Source organism: uncultured Shewanella sp. (assembly GCF_947495455.1).
Lineage (GTDB): Bacteria > Pseudomonadota > Gammaproteobacteria > Enterobacterales > Shewanellaceae > Shewanella.
Genome location: NZ_CANLZC010000041.1, coordinates 24,881 through 44,720, shown reverse-complemented (window position 1 = coordinate 44,720; position 19,840 = coordinate 24,881). Strand labels below are relative to the sequence as shown.

The 19,840-nt window shown below is 41.3% G+C and carries 6 protein-coding genes; 2 read left to right on the top strand and 4 right to left on the bottom strand.

Annotated elements, in window-relative coordinates; genetic code table 11:
- Positions 1 to 180 precede the first annotated feature (180 nt).
- Both Q0791_RS12240 and Q0791_RS12235 read left to right on the top strand, forming a co-directional pair.
- On the top strand, positions 181 to 837 hold the full coding sequence (locus Q0791_RS12240) for a LysE family transporter (protein ID WP_299006624.1): 657 nt from the start codon (positions 181 to 183) through the stop codon (positions 835 to 837).
- Positions 838 to 1,071: 234 nt separating this feature from the next.
- Positions 1,072 to 1,299, top strand: coding sequence for a hypothetical protein (locus Q0791_RS12235; protein ID WP_299006620.1), 228 nt, complete (start codon positions 1,072 to 1,074; stop codon positions 1,297 to 1,299).
- Between the two features lie 89 nt (positions 1,300 to 1,388).
- Here Q0791_RS12235 and Q0791_RS12230 read toward each other — a convergent pair whose 3' ends face one another.
- The 4 genes from Q0791_RS12230 to Q0791_RS12215 are packed head-to-tail and all read right to left on the bottom strand — an operon-like array spanning position 1,389 to position 19,721.
- Entirely contained in the window at positions 1,389 to 3,059 is a 1,671-nt protein-coding gene (locus Q0791_RS12230; RefSeq protein ID WP_299006618.1) for a PfaD family polyunsaturated fatty acid/polyketide biosynthesis protein, read from the bottom strand.
- 40 nt (positions 3,060 to 3,099) lie between these two features.
- On the bottom strand, positions 3,100 to 8,979 hold the full coding sequence (locus Q0791_RS12225; protein WP_299006616.1) for a beta-ketoacyl synthase N-terminal-like domain-containing protein: 5,880 nt from the start codon (positions 8,977 to 8,979) through the stop codon (positions 3,100 to 3,102).
- 33 nt (positions 8,980 to 9,012) lie between these two features.
- Entirely contained in the window at positions 9,013 to 11,301 is a 2,289-nt protein-coding gene (locus Q0791_RS12220; RefSeq protein ID WP_299006613.1) for a PfaB family protein, read from the bottom strand.
- Positions 11,298 to 19,721, bottom strand: coding sequence for a type I polyketide synthase (locus tag Q0791_RS12215; protein ID WP_299006610.1), 8,424 nt, complete (start codon positions 19,719 to 19,721; stop codon positions 11,298 to 11,300). Before Q0791_RS12215 ends, Q0791_RS12220 begins: the two co-directional genes overlap by 4 nt.
- Between the last annotated feature and the right edge of the window lie 119 nt (positions 19,722 to 19,840).

Here is a 19,840-nt window from a genome sequence, read left to right as displayed (position 1 = left end):
ATGACCTCCATACAACGTAGAGGTCTTTATACCGTATCTGAAAGATCGTTCAATTGATCGTCCAAATTATTAACTGACCAGTATTAGACCCTAATCCTTGCAATTTTTTACAATACCTTGATAGGGCTATGACTCAAAATGAAGGGTATCAACAATTGCATAAATGAGAAAAAGAACAATATGGATCTTGAATTACTCACCACACTGGCCATTATTCACAGTTTAGCATTAATGAGTCCAGGTCCAGACTTCGCCCTAACGGTAAAAATAGCCACTCAACAAACACGCCCTGTTGCACTGGCGAGTTCATTGGGTATTTCATTTGGCATTCTCATACTCACAAGTTTAAGTTTAACGGGGGTCAGTTTAGTCATTCATAATTCGCTCGTGCTATTTACTTTAGTTCAGCTTATGGGCGCTGCATATCTTGGCTGGTTAGGCACTCACGCATTAAAGGCGGCTTTTTCCCATTTTTCAGCCCAACAAACCACTAAAAATAATACTGTATCGGCTCCAGTTATCAATCTACTTCAAGGGTTTTGGCAAGGGCTGCTGACTAATTTACTCAACCCAAAAGCACTCATCTTTTTTATTACCTTATTTTCAACCCTCATCACGCCAGCCGTCAGCCTTAGCACTCAAGCGGCCAGTGTCGCATTGCTTTTTATCCTCTCCCTTTTATGGTTTAGTCTTCTGAGTCTGTTTCTGTCTAAAGCCCATATTCAAACTAAACTTCAACGCCTGACGCCCCTCATTAATCTGGTAACAGGCATTATTTTTACCGTTATTGCTTTAGGGATTATCTTTGAGATACTCGCCTCCTTAGCGACACACTAATACGATTAGTCACTATCGCCTAAGGGTTAACAATGGGGTAAATCAGACCTAAAACTGTCCATTTCTATTTAAATTTCAATCAATTCAACTTATATACAGCCTATGAAAGTTAATCTTTACATTCAAAAGAGTGCATCATAGGTTCTGTTTGCAACTGAATAAGCAATAAATCTCTATAAGGGAATAGGAACAAACACTCTTTTATGTTTTATGGACAATAAAGGAGCAAGATTCATGGATAATGCCCCAAAATATATCACTTCAAATAAAGTGACCGATTTAACATCCTCTTCAATGAAAAAAAGCGATGTCAAACCCATAGTCAAAACACATATCGCCTTTTGGGTACCCCTATATATTAATAGCCTACATTTTCTCTGCCATTTATTAGGTACCGAGCCGGATCCTGTCAAAAAACGCAAAATCATAGCCAAGGGGATCCGCTGGGAGCGAGTACAGTAACACCTTTTCAAATAAACACTTATTGGCTTAACCTGATGTGATACTCTCCTCACTCACTGCGGCATCACATCAGGTAACTTAAATTGAATTTATATCATCCTTTTAGTCGGCCGCCATCGTCTCAACGCCACAGGCAAGTTAATCCCTTGAGCAGTAATATGATTAATGCGGTTCAAATACGCGGCGCCATAAAGTAAATGTTTAGCAATATCAACTGCATGACGAGATTGGTAATCATCGAGATAACTGCCTTTAGCCCATTGGTTAAAAGCTCCAAGCGCAGGGCCTGCCCAAATTTGATAATCCATTTCTCGGCCCGCTTCCCCTATATTGGACCACCGACTGGATAATCCCAGATACCAACGAAAAATAAGCGCCATTTTTCGTTTAGGTTGACTTCTGGCTCGTTCAAGAACCTTAGGATCACGTTCCTTAAAAAAGTCGACCGTGCCCTGCCACACTTCATCTAAACTTCGCCTAAATATTTGCGTTTCTAACTTCTCTCGCTCATCACTGGGGATCGCTTCAATGGAATCATAACGGCTATAAATATCGTATAATTTATTGGCCCTCATAGGAAAGAAGGTTCCCCGTTTAACCACTTGTAATTTAACGCCCATTTCAAACATATCAGCAGCAGGTGCCATAGTGACATCGGCCATCTCGGTTGTTGATAAAAGCGCTCGTGTATGCTCACTGGCCCCAGCTTCTACACAGGCTTGATTGATTGATCCTGTGACAATATAAGCCGCTCCCATATTAAATGCCGCAAGTGCCGCACTGGGCGTGCCAATACCGCCACCCGCACCAACCCGTAATGGATTACTATATTGAAACTCTGCTTGAATACTATCTCTAAGTGCCAATAGAGTGGGCAACAAGGTGACCAATGGTCGGTTATCTGTATGACCACCAGAGTCCGCTTCTGCAGTAATATCATCTGCCATAGGCACTTTTTGCGCCAACAACATCTGCTGCTTAGTGATCAAACCTTGATTGACTAAATCTTGTAATAGATTAACAGGAGCGGGCTGCATAAAATGTCGCGCCACTTCGACGCGGCTCACTTTAGCTATCACTTTATTTTCAATACATATTTGTCCATCAGGAGTTTGACTTAAGCCCGCCGCTCGATAATGCACAATTTGAGGTGTTAACCCTAAAAAAGCCGACGCTTCCACTGTCCGTACTTTATATTTTAAAAATAATCCAACACTGGCTTTTTCCATCGCAGGCTCACTCGGACTATGCAATAGATTAAACGCATAAGGGCCATTAGGTAAGGCTGCTTGAATGTTTCTTATCGCCTGCTCCACGCGTTCTTTGACTAATCCGCCTGCGCCAAAAGAGCATAAAATACCAGCTTTACCTAAAGCAATAACCAGCTCTTCTGATGAAATGCCATTGGCCATAGAGCCTGCATAATACGCATATTTCACACCATGAACACGTCTGAAATGACGATCCCCTAAACTTTGTGTCCCCAACGCAGGTGAAAAAGCACTGACTGATAAATAAGTATTATGGGTAGAAACAGGCTCTTCATTCAAAGCAGTATGCTTATCAAAATCATGGGGATCCATAACGGATGCTTTTTGACTTATCCCTAAGCCTTTATTATTGTGATTGACCAAATAACATCCTAAACTCAATTTTTTAAGTTGCTTAGACATTTCTGCCAAATCAAAACTCACATTTGAGATATTTATTTGCCAAGGCCATGGAGATAAGGGGTGCTCACTGAGCTTGGTTTTTTCCATCGTTTAATACCTCATTTTATATGGATCTAAGGTGATAGGCTTAATCACTGGCTTCTTCAATACAAATGGCAATATTATTGATCTCATAGATCCGCAAACCATCTTTACTTAAATTCGCTTTACCAATAATGACTTTTCTGCCCAATTCATGACGAATATCGGTAATGTGAACATCCACTGACATATGCGTATTAAGCGGGTTTATTTGACCTCTGTATTTCCATTCAATTTCTGAGAGAATATGGTTAATTTTAGGGTTGTGAAAACTCGCGCCTAAATTTTGATTAATCACATAAACTTGCATTAATTCAATAATCGCTTCGACACCTAAAGAGCCAGGCATGACAGGATCTTGATGAAAATGACATTGGAAAAACCAATCACTGGGATCGATCTTTCGCTTTGCAAAAGCGTAACCCAAGCCATGACTTCCCCCCTTCTCAAGGATATCAACTTCATCAATGAAATGAAGTTGACCACCTGCAAGCCTGAAATAAGGCTGCTCGGCTCGACCAACAAAATAATGTTCAGGCTTTTTCAGCAAGTTAATTTGATGATCGGGTTTACAATCATGTTCATGGTGCCAAGCTTGTGTTTTGCGGCCATTATCCAACCCAAGTTGGTGAGTTAATGCTTCTTGAGTAAAATAACCAAAAGATGCTTCGCCCTCATAAAACACTTCATCATCGCAACTCAATGAAAAAGTAAAACGCTGAATAATATTCTTTCCAGCGATCACAGTCGATAACAGCACTGAACGATTCACTATGGTTTTTCCCCGTAAATCCACTTCACGAAGCAAGCCCCCTTTACCATCTAGATTACGAAAAAATAAATCCTCATCCATTATCGTTAAAGTGGTGCCAATATAAGCAGAAATAAAACCATTCGGCTGTAAGGAAATTTCCATTAAAATCGAATAAGGCATTTTAGCTGGGTGATTATTTTGCCTAAAATACCAAGCATCATGAGGTACTTCATATTCAGCAATACACCATGCCTCAGCATTTATCACACCTCGTGTCCCTTGTATATCAATCACTCTTGTGGTGAGTTGTAAATCGCCACAAGGCGTTCTTGGTTGGATCCTGCCCTTGTAAACTGCAAAATCTTTACCAAAACACTTTTCAATGTCTCCTGTTGCAAATTCAAAGAAATGATAAGGCGTAAAAGGTAAAGTATTGGGCTCACGATTTAAATAATCGGGTATCACTGGTGCGGGAACATGTTTAAACGGAATCACCCCTTTATTTTTATTCGCATGTAAGTCATTCATTTTATGCATTAAAGGCGCGTTATTCGAGGATCTTTGCGGGCCATTAGCAAATAACTGCTGATGACCTCGATAACGTCGACACTCTTGCTCTTCTTTTAACACAATCCCCAAATCCCTAAAATCCACCACCACTTTACCATTCAATAAAATATCAACATTCGCTTTTGCATAGGGCTTAGGCGTCAAGCCAATTTCAGTAATTTCCATTTGATAAGTGAGTTGACCAAATTGTGGCACGACTTGTCCTCGACATCTTACCTTTTGCGTAAGCTCTACCAGAGGTTGAAAGCGGCCCGATTGTGTTAATGTATGCATGCCTAAATACAACATGAAAAACTGCAATAACTGGCCACACCCTTCAGCCATGAGAGACCCCGCCATGACAGGATCATCTTTAAAATGGCAAGGAAAATACCAATGATCTGGCGCTAAAGATTTATGGGCCTCAATAAACCCAAGTCCCCAAGCCCCTCCATTGATATCGACTTGACTGACAGATTCAATCATTAAAAACTGTCGAGATGTAAAACTCAATGACCTTTGCTTAAGCCCATTAACAAGATGACTTTCGCCAAAACACCCAACTAAATTGGCCTCACTCAACTGACAGATCTCATCCAAATTAAAAGAGCGCTTTTCACAATGCAATAAAGGGGTAAACTTTTCTCGAACTTGCTTTCGCGCTTGTTCTCTAGCAGCCATATCTGCCTCAGTCTTAATCACCCCTTTTCCATCGGCTAATTCCCCATCAGTAAAAAAGCCTGCACATCCATCATCCATTTTCAAAATCATAATGTCATCAACAAAACACTCATAAGAGAAAAAGAACAACAAGGTGTCTCCATTACGAGCAAAATGGTTAATTTTAATATCATAGCGTAAGGTGTCTCCCGCTCGAGGTAGATCACCTAGAAAGGTCAAACTGCAATCCAACAATCGATAAACACGCTCGCCTTTATTCTCAAAATCTATGCCTAAATAGCTGATTAACATCAAATCACATTGACCCGACTCAACAGCAACTGCCCATAATATTTGCCCATCCAATAAATAAGGTGCATCGATTGGAATATCGTACTCAGTGGTCATCGAGCTAGGTTTAAATTCATGAATAGTGGCATCAAGTTTGGTTACCCTTGAGACCAGTAAATAATCTGTTGTAGGAAGACGAACGCGACGAGCATAAGTATCAATAATTGCATATTCAGGACCAAATACATTGGCAATATTGCCTTCTGCATATTCCTGTAAATCTTCAAAGTTCCAAATACAGCTTTTCTCTTTTGATGGCTCGCTCACTTGCAAAGAGGGCGTTTGTATTAAGTGATTATGCTCAATACTTGCCTTTAAATCATGCTCGGCTCCACAATACTTCAACTGTAACTCTTTGCTCCTTAATAACAAAGCTTGCTCGCTTGCTGTCAAAAAAGCACTGTGCACGTCTTGCATTGCATGACCTTGTGTTAAATAAGGCGGTAATAATGTCTGAAGATAAGTGTCTCCTTTGCTTTGAGTCAAATGACTGGCACTCAAGCCCATTTTACCTTTCCCTCGCCCCATTGCCTCCATCTCAAGTTCAGTGGCCAGAATACACTCATGATGTGATGCCATTAACTCGAAAAAACGAGACACTGACTTTTCCTGACAAGTCGCTACTGACAGTTTTTCAGATGGCACTATTGGACGACAAGCAAGCCATTCATTAATCTTTAATTGAATTGCTGCTTCTTCTTTTAGTTCGGCATTCAAAAGAGTCTGAAAAATATCTTTTCCTCCTAAGACCACTTCTTTTATGAGTTCTACAGAAGGTTTGTTGGGCTTAAGGTTATCCTCAGGTTTTATGCCAGATAAAACGCGCCTCTCAAGGAATTCTTGCTGCTGTTTAGTTTGCCTAACTAACAGTAAAGATTGTTCATCTTCACTCATCACATTCATCAAGCCATGCACATGATCGCTAATTTGCTGTTTAATAGGGATGGCACGCATGTGCAACAATAAATGCAGTAAACTTGCCATTCCAGCTGCCGCAAAGGTATGACCCGCCCTGTCACTCATTTTAGAATATTGAGCCTCTGGAAATTGCAACTTTAACGCCTCTAACTGAGCATTTAATGGCTTCACATGTAAACTAGGCGCAATACTCGATTCAATACATGACACCTCCTCTAACCTAGCCGCATCGAGATCAGGCTGCATCAATGCTTGCTTTCCATGAGAGACAAACTCTACTATTTCGCCATATACTTGTTTCAGCGCCAGATGATTTTGTGCTTGTACGACAAATGCCCCCGCCCCTTCTCCCACATTCCAATGAGAAGCAGCAGATGCATCAACCGACTCCTTAAGCCCTTTAACGGCATCATGAGGATCAATGGCCACAGGTTGCATTTGATTAGTGGTATACACTTTTTCGATACTGCCACTTAAATCCACAGCCGCAATAACCACGGCTTCTAATGGATCATTATCATCGATTTGAGAAAGCCAGTTATGCGCAATATCAAGGCAACGTGAAACAGACTGCTCCGCGGCCGAAACGGTAAAAGCAGGGCCAGAAAAATTCCAAATAGACGCCACACGAGAGGCCATTATGTTACCGATAAAACTCGTATACTGATTCAACTTAGCTGCAGGTAAAATACTATCCATACTGATAGCTTCTAATGCTTGATACTCTTCATTGGTCAGCGAAATGCCCTGTGCTTTTAAGCTTTGTAGCAATTGAGTGTGAAGATTGACTCTCCCCCTAAACTGATGTAATTCTAATTCAGTTTCCATTGCGACCAATACCGCAACATGCTGGCCGCTTTTCAAACCTGCATCACGTATCGCTTCGTCCGCCACTTTCATTAACAATAACTGTTGCGGGATCAACCTATCGTCTTCATTAGGGGGTAATTTAAAATGTAAAAAGTCTAATTGAAAGCGATCGATATAAGCCCCTTTCGGCACCGCTTTAAGACCGAAGTCAGCCAAAATATCAGCATGCTTATCTATGCCTTTCCAGCGCTGTGTTGGTAAGCGAATAAAACCATCTTGTTTGTTTTTTATCGCACTATCTAGCGCATAAATATCGTCAAAAGGACCAAAATGCGCAGCCAGTCCTGTCACAAACAAAGGTTGTACTGTTTGAACCTCCATTTCGGCTTGACTTGTTGAATCAATGGCAAACGCCTGACTTTCCTCTTCTGACACAGGCTGAAATGAAGACAACACCAAATGAGCATTACAGCCACCAAAACCAAAAACGGACACTCCTGCATTTCTTCTATGGCCATTTTGTTTATCTTTTTTATCAGGCCAATCTATCACCTCATTAAAAACAGAATGTTCAGCAAACAATCCATTAGGTGATGACATCACTTGTTCAATATGAATACTGGGAGGCAACTGACCAGTATTCATCGAATAGATCATTTTCATCATTCCAGGCATGCCTGCGGCGGTGAGCAAATGGCCTAAATTTGACTTCACGGAACCAATTAATGGCGCGGGACTGCCCTCTAACTTATCACTGAAAAACTGCTCCATAGAAGTGAGTTCGACTTTATCCCCTAGGGGCGTTCCTGTCGCGTGACACTCAACCACTTCCACTTCTTTTGGTGAAATACTGCTGGCACAGTATGCACGCTCATAAGCTTTAACTTGCCCTTTAGTATTTGGGCTTAACACAAACTGCCCTTTTCCATCATTAGAAAGTCCCACGCCATCGACAACAGCATAAATATGATCATGGCTCTTAATAGCATCATTGAGCCTTTTCAAAACCAATACACCGGCGCCTTCTCCTGCAAACAATCCTTGGCTACGGGGATCAAAAGGCACTGAGATATCATTATCAGGATAAGCATGAAATAGAGAGAACCCCATATTAATAACAAAAGGATCCGCCCCGGAAACCGCAGCAGCTAACATCACATCAGCTTTATGTTGATGTAGATAATCACAAGCCAGTTTTAACGAATACACTGAACTAGCACAGGCTGCATCTAAATTAAAATGCACACCACCTAACCCTAAGGCATTTGCCATTATTGCAGCATAATCACCACCAGCTGCTTGCGGTATCTTCCATGCCGCTTTATTAAGCTTACGCGTCAAGTTAAGACATTGATCTTTTTTAAGGTCAAAGCGCTTATTCAATGCTTTTTCGATCACTGTGTGATACAAAGGTAAAAAAGCCTGATTGGACAACCTAGTGGGAAAAGACAGTGCCCCCATGACAATGCCAGCTCTCCTTAATTGCGTCGACGATAATGCAATACCTGCATCAATTAACGCCTTACGACAAGTATCCAACGCCCACAATGCACTTTTGTCCAATCCCTGTAAAAGCGTTTCATTCAATTTGTAACCCTTTGCATCAAAATGAAAATCACGTATATAGCTGCCTTTACCGCAATAAAAACGGTCGCTTTGGCCACGTTTGCCGAAATAAGCATTCACATCATCACCTAATTCATTCTGAGTCAGCGCCGTTCTAACATCTTTTTTATCAATTAAGTTTTGCCAAAAAACATCAACATCACCTGCCTTGGGATACAAGGCTGCCAACCCGACAATGGCTACTTTATCACCCGCCTTTATTGGTGTTGTTTTATTAAAATACCCTTGATTACTTGTTGTTCTATTATGAGTTCCCATGCACTTCTCCTCTTTTTTCAACAAAAATCAAGGTTATCTTTGCTGCACTCGTACTGTTGGCGATGTTCTGGCAGCGACCTTAGGATCCGCAGCAATGGCTCGCTCAATACTGCTTATGAAACACGCTAAGTTCATCGGTACTCGATGGCAAATCAATCGAGTGATAAGATGTAAAAGAGTTTGAATATCATCTTTTGATGCATTATTGGCTTCAACCGCATCGTATTTATCTTCACACTTATCCTTTCGATTAATACGATTAATTAAGGTGGTATTTTGCTTATCAGCCCCCACCTCAACAAATAACTTAGCCCCATGTCGTCTTGCATTTTTCAAATGTTTGGGAAAGTCCAATGGGAAACACAAGTTATCGGCCACAGATTTAGCAATTTTCTTTTCACAAAAAGGGTTATGGTGATAATGTATTCCATTCTTTAATTGTGAACTAATAAAAGTAATTTGCGTGGGATCCACACGACGAAATGCCATTGAATCCGTAATTAAACCAGCTGGTGCTAAAATGTCTTGCTTAAACCCGTTAATGGGGCGTAGATACAAATCATAAACCTCCTTATGCACCAACATCGCTGGATCGGTATGTAATGCTGATACACCTGAACTTGTAATGGCCTTTGTGCCTAATGCAGCAATGAATGCTTTACAACTCTCATCACAACCAGAAATAATGCATGTTTCACCTTGATCTATGGCTAGATACACACGAGGAAAATCTTTAATCATTTCATTTAATTCACAAGATGGCTTTCTTAATAAATAACTACTCCATTGCACTCGATCTTCATGAATATCTTCTTTTTGTACTCGCTCTTCATCGATGTCGTTCTGTGATCCTGATCCATTCTCACTCAACCCCCAAGCTTGTCTAACAGCATGCATATTACCGGATACCATAGAGGTAAATAACTGTGTTGCGGCTGTTTCCTCTATCATCTCATATGGGTTTTTCCATACACCCAAACACGTCCACATCGCAATTTCCCCCATGGAGTATCCCATGGCAAACTTAGGTTCCAATTCAAACACATCTGTCAATAATTTAGTGAATACATAACTGCAACCGACACCGGATATCGCCTGCTCAACTAAGTTCATCCCTTTTTCATCAGCACTACTTTGACGTATATGGATTAATTTATCCAAGTTAGACACCTTGCTTGTATTATTAAAAGACACGTTCTTAAGCTCTATGTCCTGATAAATTTTATCTGATTGCAAAGCCGCGCTTAAATCCCCTTCATGCTCTAATTTTTTATAAAGTTGAGGAAAATAAGCATGTAAATGACTAATCATTTTATCGTATACAGTACCTATGCCTGGATACACAAAGGTCAACCCATCTGCATGTAATGGTGTAGGAATGAAATAACTGCCCAGTGGCGTTTTATAATGTTTTTTTAATAGCATCACTTCTGGTAATGCTTTAAAAGCGCTATCAATTTCTTTGTTTAATTCACCAATTGATGTCGCCTGGATCACTAATGCTAAGGGCTTATCTTGGCCTTTTTCGAGATAACGGCTAAGACTGTCCTTCATCAAAGTGAGCAAACAAGGATCTGCTAACAACAAGGCTTTTTTCAACACAAGCAATGCTTGCTGTATTTCACTAATCACGTTGCCCGCAAAAACAAAAAATAATCGCTCAGCATGCACTAACGGCTTTGCTGGTACTTGATAGGTTCCTTGAGTTAAAATAATGCAGCTCGATTGCGCATCGGCAGGCGAGCTCATTTTTTGATAAAAATTCATCGCGATAATACGCGGCTTAAACGGCGATCTAAACCAAAAGTGAGATTGAGTTTCTGTAGTCAATGTACGATTCATTAAATTAATGATCCATTGACAAAAACATTCATACTTTTTCACTTCACTGAGTTGAGTATATGTGACTTTTTTTATTTCACTATGATATTGCTTACCTCTTACTTGGGCCATCGCTCGCTGTTCCACCTCATAAGTAAGCTGAGTCGAAAGCGATTTATCTATCTGAAATGCTGACAATAAAGCATGAGGATGCCATTTAAACTGGGCCGCCGTAAACGCTGATAACATTAATACACAAAAATGAGGCGTGTATAACTTAACGGCCTTTCCCTTGCTAATTAAGTTAATGGCTAATGCCAATGTTTGCTCAAACTCTCTCACTTGAATACTTTCCACCTCAATTGGCTGCTGAGGTAATAATTCAAATGCCTGAGTACTTGTCCTATCAAAGGTGTTATGCTTTGATTGAATAAAAAGGGCAATTCGCAATGCACTATTGGCTGGTTTAACGCCATTTGAGCCACTATGTAAATGATTCATGAGCGCTCCCCTCCAACAATCGATACTCCACCGGACACTAGCAAATCAGGACAAGCGTAGTGCTCTTTAATTCTGTTAAACAAGAAGGCTTCATTTAAACTGTCACTGATGGTCACCACCGCCCCTTTCATGCTAACGCTAAGCTCACCACTTTGATGATACAAAAACACGTTGGCTTTTAATCGATGAGGCTCATGCTCGCTCACTTCTAACTGTAAAATCCCTTTTTCACCTAAACGAAGCGGTTTATAAACCATCAGCTCTTCAATGCTGGTCGGTAAACTAGCAGCATCATATTGATACCGCGCCCAAATTAACATCGCCTGTAATAGCAGATCTTCTGCATAAGGCTGGCAGCCTCCCCATTGATCACAAGGTTTGAAATAACCACAATCTTGAAGCGCCACATTGGGCAACTGACATAAGGCCTGCAAAGAAGTGTCAGTGATCTGCTCAATAGCTGTTATTCCTTGCAGTCTAGGACCATGAAATAATACACCTCTGTTGTACAAATAATTGTCAGTTAATGCATCATCAATTTTATTTCCAAGTTCTAAGCCTGCCTTATCAGCCAAAGAAGGCAGACCCATCACCTGTGATTTGTCATTAACAAAAACAGTTAAACGCGCCGTAGATTGAGGTTTATCATTACAATATAAACGAGCAAAAAACACTTGGCATTGATCGACAATCCTTTCTTCTGGCTTCAATACCAACCTTAATACTTGATCTTCAAAAAAATCAAAAATAACACCTTTAAGTAACTGATATTCTTCTACTTTTACTTGCACTTTACTGTCGTCATTAAATGCTAAACCGCAGGTAGACATCGCCGCCTCCCGCATCCATTGAATCCCAAAGACAGCGGGTAATACTGGATTGCCACCAATACAATGATCATGTAGGACAGGTAAGGTTTGTAAATTTAGTCGACGAGTCAGAATAACGTCTTTAGTCACAGTGGCAATGTTTTGAACAAAAGTGGTATTACTCTCATTTGGTATCAATGAGGTACCTTTTATTTGAGCAGATGTTTTTTCTGTGTAATGAATGTCACTACCAATAATTAACTGTACCGCATTAGAAGATAAAAGCTGTCGAGTAAATAGTTCAGCACCCGTATTCAAGGGAATGATATCAACTCCTCGCCCAAGAAAGAGGGCTTTTATTGCATCTGTCACCATGCCTCCATCCCAAGGACCCCAACCAAAACTCATGATTTTCAATTCAGGGTGATTAATTGACAATTGCAACGCCAACTTATTCAATATTTCATTTGAGGCACTATAATCACTTTGTGCTTCATTACCATAAAATGCTGACGATGATGAAAATAACGCAATCACTTTCAAACGAGACATATCCAATGTATTCATGATATGTTCAAAGCCAATGATCTTTGTTTGATAAACACACTCAAATTCATCGAGAGATTTATTTTGAATATAATTATCGGCAATCACACCCGCACCATGAATGACACCACTAATACCATGTCGATATTGAGTTGATTTACCTCCTTTCAAACTCTGTTTCGCTGACCTCTGTTTCTCTGACCACAGTGTTAAGGCCTGTTTAACGGAGTCAGCATCGATCACATTCATAGTCATGTATTCCGCACTAGCGCCTACTGCATGAAATGCCATTAATGCCTCATCGATAAGTAAGCTGTTTTTTACTGGCGCGATTAATTTTTCCACCTCCATTGGCGTCATTGGAATGCCTTGAGCTTTCACATAAGTTATGGCTGCACTTTGAAGCTCATCAAGCGCTTTATTCAACGCCCATTGTGGTCGATCTTCACTTTTTAAGAACTCACTGCGACCCGCTAATATAAAATGCGCTTTGGTTTTTTCCGCCAATCTTAACGCACAACATTTAGTCACCCCTTTCGCCCCACCTGTAACTAAAAACACATCATCACAAGTTAAAGCTACGGCAGGCTTATAGCTAACATTAGTTGAAGATGCTGTTGGTTGAACACCAGATGCCAATGTTAATGTGGTTCGAGCGCTTGGCGTGATCCCTATATCCACATGAATTTGATCTTGCTCACATAATTCAAGTAATATCGCCTGAGCAAATTCATGACCATTGATTTTAGGTGTGATATCCAAGGCTTTACAAAAAACGCTAGGCCATTCATGGGCTAAGGTTTTAGTTAATCCTGTTAATCCTGACTGATTTAATTCGGCAGTCTTAAACTCATCCCGATCCACAAATCCAAAACCACCATCGAGTCGACTAACCGTTATGAAACAATGCCTAGCTTGTGCCTTTACCTGTGTTAACCTAGGTTGAAGTAATTTTGCCCACAAAAAGGCCTGCTTAACATAAGCTAGGCTTTTCGTATTCAAGGTAGTGATCATCTGCTCAGTCTGTTGCGCTACACTGCTATTTGGTTGTAAATAAATAAACCCGGCAATATGAGGGAAGGTGTGATAAATTTGATCTAGCGTATCCTTGAATGCTGCTTCATCATCACCTTGAGGCTGAAAACTCTCTACCTCAGCGCTTAACAATGATTGCTGCTCCCCTTTAAGTAACCGGATCACAGCCACTTGCAATTGTTGAGCACGCAATACTGCGGCCAATTCACCAGCATTATATCCATCGTCAACAATAATAATGCAGGCATTTTGCGGATAAGCACCCAAATTTTTACAAGCCAATGCAGGCAAAGCTGTCAGCGCAACATCACTGTGCTTAGGTAAAGTCAGGGTCTGTGCATCCTCTGATGATATGTTTGCTGTGTTTGCAGACAACATGTTCGGCTCTGTATTATGCTTTTGCCCACACTTGGGTTGATCAACCTTGACTGACAGGGAAGATAATTGCTCTGTTAAATAAGTCACTATCTCACCCAGAGTACGACACTCAGCCATTTCCTCTGGATTCAATTCCGGCAGGGATGTTGCTTGGGTCTGCACTGTTCCTAAGATTTCAACACGCTTGATGGAATCTATGCCTAAATCCGCTTCCATGTCCATATCAAGGGCGAGCATTTCAGCAGGATAACCGGTTTTTTCTGCCACCACTTGCAACATTAAGGCCTGTAAGTCTTGCTCCGCTATTTCACCCTTTACAGCCTTATCGGTCTGAGGTGCCGCGGTATTGGCCGCTACAGGCTCATCTTTTGCAGTGCTTTGATTGGCATCATAAATAGCCTCAACAACCGACTCCATTGATACATTATCATCCAAAGAGGTAGATACATTATTAGGCACTGTATCACCATCATCTTGCGTTGAAGGCAGCTGATCACAGTCTTGCTCCAGTACTGGTTCAATTCCTTGCTCAGAAAGCTGGGCATTAAGATAAATGACGATATCCCCTAGAGTGCGGCATTCTGCCATTTCCTCGGGGTTCAACTCAGGTAGAGATGTTGCTTGAGTCTGCACTGTCCCTAAGATTTCAACACGCTTGATGGAATCTATGCCTAAATCCGCTTCCAAGTCCATATCAAGGGCGAGCATTTCCGTTGGATAACCGGTTTTTTCTGCCACCACTTGCAACATTAAGGCCTGTAAGTCTTGCTCAGCTATTACACTCTTTCCAGCCTTATCAGTTTCAGCTGTGGGTGCCGCGGTATTGGTCGCTACAAGCTCATCTTTGAAAGTACTTTGATTGGCATCATAAATAGCCTCAACAACCGATTCCATTGATACATTATCATCCAAAGAAGTAGATACATTATCAGGCACTGTATCACCATCGTCTTGAGTTGAGGGCAGCTGTTCACTGTCTTGCTCCAATACTTGTTCGATTCCTTGCTCAGAGAGCTGGGCATTAAGGTAACTGACGATATCCCCTAGAGTACGGCACTCTGCCATTTCCTCGGGGTTCAATTCCGGCAGGGATTGTGCTTGGGTCTGCACTGTTCCTAAGATTTCAACACGCTTGATGGAATCTATGCCCAAATCTGCTTCCATGTCCATATCAAGGGCGAGCATTTCAGCAGGATAACCAGTTTTTTCTGCCACCACTTGCAACATTAAGGCCTGTAAGTCTTGCTCAGCTATTTCAGCCTTTCCAGCCTTAACGGTCTGAGATGTCGCAGTATTGGCCGCTACAAGCTCATCTTGAGTTGAGGGCAGCTGTTCACTGTCTTGCTCCAATACTGGTTCGATTCCTTGCTCAGAGAGCTGGGCATTAAGATAAATGACGATATCCCCTAGAGTGCGGCATTCTGCCATTTCCTCGGGGTTCAACTCAGGTAGAGATGTTGCTTGAGTCTGCACTGTCCCTAAGATTTCAACACGCTTGATGGAATCTATGCCTAAATCCGCTTCCAAGTCCATATCAAGGTCAAGCATTTCCGTTGGATAACCGGTTTTTTCTGCCACCACTTGCAACATTAAGGCCTGTAAGTCTTGCTCAGCTATTACACTCTTTCCAGCCTTATCAGTTTCAGCTGTGGGTGCCGCGGTATTGGTCGCTACAAGCTCATCTTTGAAAGTACTTTGATTGGCATCATAAATAGCCTCAACAACCGATTCCATTGATACATTATCATCCAAAGAGGTAGATACATTATCAGGCACTGTATCACCATCGTCTTGAGTTGAGGGCAGCTGTTCACTGTCTTGCTCCAATACTTGTTCGATTCCTTGCTCAGAGAGCTGGGCATTAAGGTAACTGACGATATCCCCTAGAGTACGGCACTCTGCCATTTCCTCGGGGTTCAATTCCGGCAGGGATTGTGCTTGGGTCTGCACTGTTCCTAAGATTTCAACACGCTTGATGGAATCTATGCCTAAATCCGCTTCCATGTCCATATCAAGGGCGAGCATTTCCGTTGGATAACCGGTTTTTTCTGCCACCACTTGCAACATTAAGACCTCAAGCTCATTACTCATATTAACGTTATCCGCTTGCTCTTGAAGAGGCTCGATGTTATTCGCCGATATCATTTGGTTATCGCTTTTACTATCACCTTTATTTGACTCTATTTTTTCTGTGACCGTAGGAGATACACCTTCTTGCACTAACATTGAAGATTGACGTAGTTGACGTGGCTGATGTGGTTGACGTAGTTGACGATATGCTTGTTCTTGTAATGCTAAATATTGTTCGTGTTGCTTTAACGTATTAGCATGTTCTTGATGGTAGCTGTCTAACGTTTTTTGTAATTCTGGTGAGATCTGTCCCCCTTTTTCAGTTAACGCATTCTGCTCCGCCATTAACTGAGTGACCGTCTCATTATATTGTTTCGGTATGGCCATAAAAGCCTTGTGGATCGCTAACATTCGCTCCTGTGATAACAATAACGCCTCAGTATTGGGTGTCTCTTGAGACTTTAACTCAGTCTCTTTAGTGGCTTGATTATTGTGTGAATTAACAGTGCTTAATGCTGACTCTACTAACACTTTTTCGTCATCAAGCCGAGGCTTGCTTTCAATATCAGCAACACCTTCTTTAATGTCACTAGGTTCTTTGATTTCACTAGGAACCACTGAAAAAGAGACTTTACCCGACTGTAAAGATTGCATCATCTTTTCTTGCGTCGCTTGACTAATATAATTTGCTGCCGTTAATTTGACATGCATAGGAGTTAATTTTTCAGGCTTTCGTTTGGGTCTTTGATAAGGATCCAATTCAATGATGGGCAGACCGGCAACAGCCATATTCACCGCGGCAGACCTTAATTGTGTATCACTGTTTCCCTTTGCCTCGCCGTTCATACTGATCAAGCAAACATCTTCAGCCTTATCGGCTAATGTTTCTTTAACTAATTTTTGAAGAATGTTTTTAGGGCCAAACTCAACAAATATACGCGCACCAGCCTCATACATATTTAATATTTGTTGACTGAAATGAACCGATTGAAGCATATGCATCTTAAAGCTATTTTTAATCTGCTCTCCCTCGTTAACATATTGCTCACCCGATACATTACTGTAAATGGTTTTTTCAGGAGATGAAAATACCGCTTTATCAATGGCGCGACCAAATGGCTTCTGAGCATGACTCACCAATTGAGTATGAAAAGCCGCTGAAACAGGCAAGCCAATAATACTAAACCCTAATGCCTTTAAAGCCTGACTGGCTTTGTCAACGCCATCACTGGATCCTGCTATCACAACTTGAGTGGGAGAATTATAATTGGCAATACTGACATCATTGAAATCAGCTAAGCAAGATTCAAGTTGCGCTATCGATAAGCCCGATTTGATCACCACAGCACTCATCACACCTTTATCTTCAGTGTCACAGGCTTTACTTGCCATTGCCTCACCACGAGCATAAGCTAACTGGTAATAATCGGTTTGCTCTATCACTCCTGCCGCACACAATGCCGTCAACTCACCAAAACTATGGCCAGCAAACATATCGGCTTCAAAACCTGCAGCTTGCATCAATTCATATTGACCTAAAGAAAGCGCACCAATCGCACTTTGTGCATTGAGTGTATTGGTTAAACACTTTTCTTGCTGTTTCACTTCAGATAGCTCAAAAACAGGTTTAGGATACACTTGCTCAGAGAGAAGTGATTTACCATGTTGATGAAACACTCGATCAGCATAAGAGAAATGCGTTCTGATCTCTGGAAAGTGGCACGCTAATTCACGCCCCATATTTAAATACTGACTCCCTTGTCCCGCAAATAAAGCAGCAACCTTCTTGCTGTTATTGCTTGAGTTGACTAAAGCTTGAGAGCGATACTGCATTCCTCCCATCCCTTGCCAATTATCCGCGTCATTATTCTTAAACATGGTTAAGGCTTGAGTAATCGCAGCGTCAAGTTCAGCGTTATTTCTTGCGACGAATCCCAATCGCGGTTCACTATAATTTAATTCCCTTAAACCATGGGTCGCAGCAATATCATCAAAAGTTTGGCGATTTTCTTGGCACGTCTGTTGAGTTTCATTCAATAATTGAATGAGCTTTTCTTTTGTTGCTTGGCTAAATAAGAAAGTCGCAGCAACCTGACGACAACGATATTGAGTATGTGATTGTTGACGTTGATGTTCAGCACAATATTCTTCTAAAACAAAATGAAAATTTGTGCCACCAAACCCAAAAGAACTGATCCCCGCTCGACGCGGAGTCGTCTCATCTTTGCGAAACCAAGGTCGCGTTTCTGTATTGAGGTAAAAAGGCGATGCGAAAATATTCAGTTTAGGGTTCGGCTGAGAAACATTGATAGTGGCAGGCAAGACTTTATGGTGTAAAGCTAACGCCGCTTTCATCAACCCCGCCGTTCCCGCCGTTGCTTTAGTATGCCCAATTTGAGATTTGACCGATCCAAGAGCAATATGTTGTAAACCGTCAGAATATTCTTCAAAAACACGCTTTAATCCTTCAAACTCAGCTACATCACCAGCCGCGGTCCCCGTGCCATGTGCTTCAACCAACCCCACACTGTGAGGAAGTATACCTGCATCATCATAAGCACGCTTTAGCGCCATAGCTTGTCCTTCTGAACGTGGAGCATAAATACTTTTAAATTTTCCATCTGATGAAGAGCCTATGCCCTTGATCACTGCATATATTCGATTATCATCCCTTTGTGCATCCTCAAGTCGTTTCAAGGCGACCATACCAATACCTTCACCTATCATCATACCTTTAGATTCAATATCAAAAGGCTGGATCACCTCTTGCGTCGTAAAAGCGGGGGTTTTAGAAAAACTCATATACATAGAAGGCGAATTATCAGTGCACACTCCTCCAGTTATCATCATTTCACTTCGGCCATCAACCAGTTCACTGATTGCCATTCTCATCGCTGCTAATGAACCCGCACAGGCAGCATCCACAACGCAGTTCATTCCACCTAAATTAAAGCGATTAGCAATACGACCAGCGATAACGTTCCCTAATGATCCTGGAAAGGAATTTTCTTCCCAATGAATATACTGATCTTGAAATTTTTTGATCAGCATCTCACTATCATCATCACTGATCCCACTATGCTTAAAGACTTTTCTAAGAAGAGGATATTGCAAACGCGCGGTTAAACTGTGAACGATCTTCTGCCCTCCACCGACACCAAGGGCAATACCAATATGCTCCCTACTGTCTTCATCATGAACTTGAGCGTCAGCCAACAATTCTTTCGCAACCAGTAAAGAGAGAAGTTGAGACGTATCGGTTAATTCTAAAATATTAGGGGGTAAGCCAAACTCCATAGGATTAAAATCGACTTCAGGTAAAAAACCTCCTCGCTTGCAATAACTTTTATCTGGTCTTTTTTGATTTGTATCGAAATAATCATCAACATTCCAATGAGTGTCAGGTACATCAGTGATCGCATTCACTTTGTCACTGATCAGATCCCAAAATTGCTCTAAATAACGAGCGTGCGGAAATAAGTTAGCCATTCCGACAATGGCGATAGGTGAGTCTTTTAAACGTTTATTTAATCGTGGATCATCCTGATTAACGGATTGTTTAATCTCATTATTCGATTTCATTACTACTCTCCAATCATCATCAACGATTTAATCGTTAAATGGATTCACCAATGGATTAGAAATTAACGTTTACACTTTGCCAAATGACTTCAATATCAATATTGAGACTTTAAGTTATT

What these genes read in the sequence shown, in the direction of transcription:
- Q0791_RS12235 (WP_299006620.1), top strand. Translation starts at nt 1,072, where the DNA reads ATGGATAATGCCCCAAAATATATCACTTCAAATAAAGTGACCGATTTA.
- Q0791_RS12220 (WP_299006613.1), bottom strand. Translation starts at nt 11,301, where the DNA reads ATGAATCATTTACATAGTGGCTCAAATGGCGTTAAACCAGCCAATAGT.
- Q0791_RS12230 (WP_299006618.1), bottom strand. Translation starts at nt 3,059, where the DNA reads ATGGAAAAAACCAAGCTCAGTGAGCACCCCTTATCTCCATGGCCTTGG.
- Q0791_RS12215 (WP_299006610.1), bottom strand. Translation starts at nt 19,721, where the DNA reads ATGAAATCGAATAATGAGATTAAACAATCCGTTAATCAGGATGATCCA.
- Q0791_RS12240 (WP_299006624.1), top strand. Translation starts at nt 181, where the DNA reads ATGGATCTTGAATTACTCACCACACTGGCCATTATTCACAGTTTAGCA.
- Q0791_RS12225 (WP_299006616.1), bottom strand. Translation starts at nt 8,979, where the DNA reads ATGGGAACTCATAATAGAACAACAAGTAATCAAGGGTATTTTAATAAA.